Raw genomic sequence first — 4,337 nt, 5'->3', positions numbered from 1 at the left:
CATTGCTTCCAGTATTACTTTAGCCAGCCGGGTGCTGGCTTTTTTTTTGCTTTTTTCCGCCGCACCCGGATGGCTGCTACTGCGCCTCAACCTTATCTTTGGTTTCAATAGCGGTATCGGCGATAAACCCCACGACGTTGCTCTTTTCTGCCGCTGGCAGCAGCTCTGCCTGGCCGGAAAAAACGCCGCCCTTTTTGATGGCCAGCGTGCGGTAGGCCAACGTGCCGGTCACGTTGCCGTTCTTATCAATTTCAATCGTCTCGCTGCGGCACTGGCCCATGACGCAGCCGTCAATAATCAGCTCGCGGCAGGTGATATTCCCCTCTACCAGACCGTCGGTCATGATCTTAATCTGGCTCTCTTCGGCGTCGATATTGCCGCTTACGGTACCGTAAATATCGACATCTCCCTCAGCGATAATGTTTCCGTCAAAGCGGATACCGCCGGCGATAACCGTGGTGGCCGGTTTTCGGGCCACGGCGGATGGAGATTCACCGTTGAGTACCGCCGTATTCACCGCCGGCGGCGTAGCTTCAATGATTTTGTTCTTTTTAAACATATGATTAATCCGCTGATATTGAAAATGAAAAACGAAGGAGGATAAGGCGAAAGAGCCCGATAGCCAGGCCAGATACGTGGATTCGAAGCACCAGGCCATCAGGCCAAGCAGCCAAAAGAGAAGGGCGCTATTTAAGGCGATATATTTGCTTTCCATGCGAACGAGATGGCTACTCCTTTAGTCATCGTATTTTGGGAAACGGTGAGCGCGCTGGATAAAAAACGTTCTTTTCCCGTGGGGACCTCTTATCCAGAATTTAGCCAGCAGGGTCAATAAATTTGAGCGCTAAATTTAACATTTAAGAATTTGGCACACTCATTGAAGGGGTTAAGTTTGCAGCCAGCTTGCGCTATGGTTAACAGCAGAGACCTTAAATAAGGATAGCGTTATGACTTTGCACTGCGCATTTATTGGATTCGGCAAAAGCACCACCCGCTACCATCTTCCCTATGTCCTGCACCGAAAAGACCGCTGGCACGTGGCGCATATCTACCGCCGCAGTGCAAAGCCGGAGGAACAGGCTCCGCAGTATTCGCACATCCACTTCACCAGCGACCTCGACGAAGTGCTTAACGACCCGCAGGTCAAACTGGTGATTGTCTGCACCCACGCTGACAGCCATTTTACCTATGCGAAACGGGCGCTGGAGGCGGGTAAAAATGTGCTGGTCGAAAAGCCCTTTACCCCGACGCTTGAGGAGGCAAAAACGCTATTCGCCCTGGCGAAAAGCAAGGGACTGACGGTTACGCCGTACCAGAATCGTCGCTTCGACTCCTGCTTTCTGACCACGAAGAAGGTGATTGAAAGCGGAAAGCTTGGCGAGATCGTCGAGATTGAAAACCATTTCGACAACTATCGTCCGGTAGATGGAGGGAAACCCGGGCTGCCTCAGGACGGCACATTCTACGGTCTGGGCGTCCATACCCTGGACCAAATTATCTCCCTGTTCGGTCGCCCGGACCATGTCTCTTATGACATCCGTAGCCTGCGCAATAAAGCTAACCCGGACGATACCTTTGAGGCCCAGCTGTTCTACGGCAACCTGAAGGCGATTGTCAAAACCAGCCATCTGGTGAAGCTGCCTTACCCAAAATTCATCGTCCATGGTCATAAAGGTTCGTTTATTAAATACGGTATCGACCAGCAGGAGACCAGCCTGAAGGCCAATGTTATGCCGGGCGAGCCGGGATTCGGCGCGGATGAGACGGTTGGTCTGCTGGAGTACGTCAATGAGGCGGGGGAAACCGTACGGGAAGAGATCCCGCTTGAAACCGGCGACTATGGGCGGGTCTATGATTCGCTGTATGAAACCCTCGTTAACGGTCAGCCAAATTTCGTCAAGGAATCTGACGTTCTCACGAATCTGGAGATCCTCGAACGCGGCTTTGAACAGCCATCTCCGGCCACGATTACCCTTACCCGATAAGCCCTCACGGCTCCTCTGTACTCATTCATATTTTTTGAACAGAGGAGTCAATTTTCACCCTCTATGATCGCCAGGGGATTGGGTCCACACTTATCCCATCGAAAACATACGGGGGTGCAACATGATCTACTTACGCAAAGCTAACGAACGCGGCCACGCTAACCACGGCTGGCTGGATTCCTGGCATACTTTCTCTTTCGCGAACTATTACGACCCTAACTTTATGGGCTTCTCGGCGCTGCGGGTGATCAATGACGACGTGATTGATGCCGGCCAGGGCTTCGGTACCCATCCGCACAAGGACATGGAAATCCTGACCTACGTGCTGGAAGGGGCCGTTGAGCACCAGGACAGCATGGGGAATAAAGAGCAAGTTCCGGCGGGCGAGTTCCAGATCATGAGCGCGGGTACCGGGATTCGTCACTCGGAGTACAACCCAAGCAACACCGAAAAACTGCATCTGTACCAGATCTGGATTATGCCGGAAAAAAATGGCATCACGCCGCGCTACGAACAGCGCCGCTTTGACGCCGCGCAGGGCAAGCAACTGGTGCTGTCGCCGGATGCCCGCGAAGGTTCGCTGAAGGTGTACCAGGATATGGAGCTGTACCGCTGGGCGCTGCTGAAAGATGAGCAGTCGGTGCACCAGATTGCCGCTGAACGTCGGGTGTGGATCCAGGTGGTGAAAGGTGAAGTCACCATCAACGGAACGAAAGCTACCACCAGCGATGGCCTGGCGATTTGGGACGAGCAGGCGATTTCCGTACACGCCGACGGCGATAGCGAAATTCTGCTGTTCGATCTGCCGCCCGTCTGATCGTTCTCCGATCGGGTCTAAATAAATTGCGCAACCTTCCCGGATGTTAGGGAAGGTTGCGCTTTGTCCGTGATAAACTGGGGAAATGTTTCCCCGTTGATCGCAGTCAGGACGATGAAAAAGAAAAGACCCGTACTCCAGGATGTAGCCGATCTTGTCGGCGTGACCAAAATGACGGTCAGTCGCTATTTACGTAACCCGGAACAGGTTTCCGAAGCGCTGCGTGGCAAGATAGCCGTTGCTCTCGATGAACTGGGTTATATTCCTAATCGCGCCCCTGACATCCTCTCGAATGCCACCAGCCGCGCCATTGGCGTGCTGTTGCCCTCGTTAACTAACCAGGTCTTCTCAGAAGTGCTGCGCGGTATTGAAAGCGTGACCGACTCTTTCGGTTACCAGACGATGCTGGCGCACTACGGCTATAAGCCGGAAATGGAAGAAAAACGCCTGGAATCCATGCTTTCCTGGAATATTGACGGCCTGATCCTTACCGAACGAACCCATACGCCGCGCACCCTGAAGATGATTGAAGTGGCGGGTATCCCGGTTGTGGAGCTGATGGACAGCCAGTCGCCGTGCCTGGATATCGCCGTCGGCTTTGATAACTTTGAAGCGGCCCGGCAGATGACCGCGGCGATTATCAATCATGGCCACCGTCACGTTGCCTATCTTGGCGCACGTCTTGATGAACGTACTATCATCAAACAGAAGGGGTACGAGCAGGCGATGCTTGATGCCGGGATGACGCCCTACAGCGTGATGGTTGAGCAGTCTTCCTCTTATTCATCGGGGATTGAGCTGATGCGCCAGGCGCGTCGCGAATATCCGCAGCTTGACGGCATTTTCTGTACCAACGATGACCTTGCGGTCGGCGCGGCGTTTGAGTGCCAGCGCCTGGGGCTGAAAATCCCTGACGATATGGCGATTGCCGGTTTCCACGGCCACGATATCGGCCAGGTGATGGAGCCGCGCCTGGCCAGCGTGCTGACGCCGCGCGAGCGAATGGGGCGGATTGGTGCTGAACGTCTGCTGGCGCGTATTCGCGGTGAAGCGGTGACGCCTAAGATGTTAGATTTAGGTTTCACATTGTCACCGGGCGGATCTATTTAAACTGACAAATTTGAAGTAGATCACACATATTCACATCTGGCACGAATGGTTATTGCTTCTCCACAACTCCGGCATGACAATGTTACCGATAACAGTTACCCGTAACAATTAACCTGTACGCCAGTATTTCACGCCGTTAAACGCTGCCAGCTGCGCGTATGTGTCCAGTGGGAGGAAGCTTTGAGCACGACTAACCATGATCACCACATCTATGTCCTGATGGGCGTTTCCGGCAGCGGCAAATCCGCTGTCGCCAGCGAAGTGGCGCATCAACTGCACGCCGCGTTTCTCGACGGCGACTTTCTGCATCCGCGCAGCAACATCAACAAGATGGCTTCCGGCGAACCGTTAAATGACGATGACCGCACCCCGTGGCTGCAGGCGCTGAACGATGCCGCGTTTGCTATGCAGCGTACCAATAAAGT

4 protein-coding genes and 1 pseudogene are annotated in these 4,337 nt (G+C 53.7%); 4 read left to right on the top strand and 1 reads right to left on the bottom strand.

What is annotated here, in order from left to right; all coding sequences use genetic code 11:
* Nucleotides 1-76 precede the first annotated feature (76 nt).
* The gene (locus HMPREF1144_RS01975; RefSeq protein WP_009651703.1) at nt 77-715 is read right to left on the bottom strand and encodes a bactofilin family protein; all 639 of its coding nucleotides are present in this window, start codon (nt 713-715) and stop codon (nt 77-79) included.
* A gap of 232 nt (nt 716-947) precedes the next feature.
* Between HMPREF1144_RS01975 and HMPREF1144_RS01970 the strand changes: the two genes are divergently transcribed.
* The 4 genes and pseudogenes from HMPREF1144_RS01970 to HMPREF1144_RS01955 form a co-directional block, all read left to right on the top strand.
* Nucleotides 948-1,985 (top strand): oxidoreductase, encoded by a 1,038-nt coding sequence (locus tag HMPREF1144_RS01970; protein WP_009651701.1) that lies wholly within the window; start codon nt 948-950, stop codon nt 1,983-1,985.
* Between the two features lie 121 nt (nt 1,986-2,106).
* Nucleotides 2,107-2,802 (top strand): pirin family protein, encoded by a 696-nt coding sequence (locus tag HMPREF1144_RS01965; protein WP_004855003.1) that lies wholly within the window; start codon nt 2,107-2,109, stop codon nt 2,800-2,802.
* A gap of 114 nt (nt 2,803-2,916) precedes the next feature.
* Nucleotides 2,917-3,912 carry a gluconate operon transcriptional repressor GntR gene (gntR, locus tag HMPREF1144_RS01960; RefSeq protein ID WP_004106498.1) on the top strand — a complete coding sequence of 332 codons (996 nt, stop codon included), beginning with the start codon at nt 2,917-2,919 and terminating at the stop codon, nt 3,910-3,912.
* Between the two features lie 180 nt (nt 3,913-4,092).
* Nucleotides 4,093-4,337: pseudogene (locus HMPREF1144_RS01955) on the top strand (shikimate kinase); the annotation flags it as partial.

Origin of the sequence: Klebsiella sp. OBRC7 (genome assembly GCF_000293135.1) — a bacterium.
GTDB classification, from domain to species: Bacteria; Pseudomonadota; Gammaproteobacteria; order Enterobacterales; family Enterobacteriaceae; genus Klebsiella; species Klebsiella michiganensis.
This window is presented reverse-complemented; position numbering and strand designations above follow the sequence as displayed.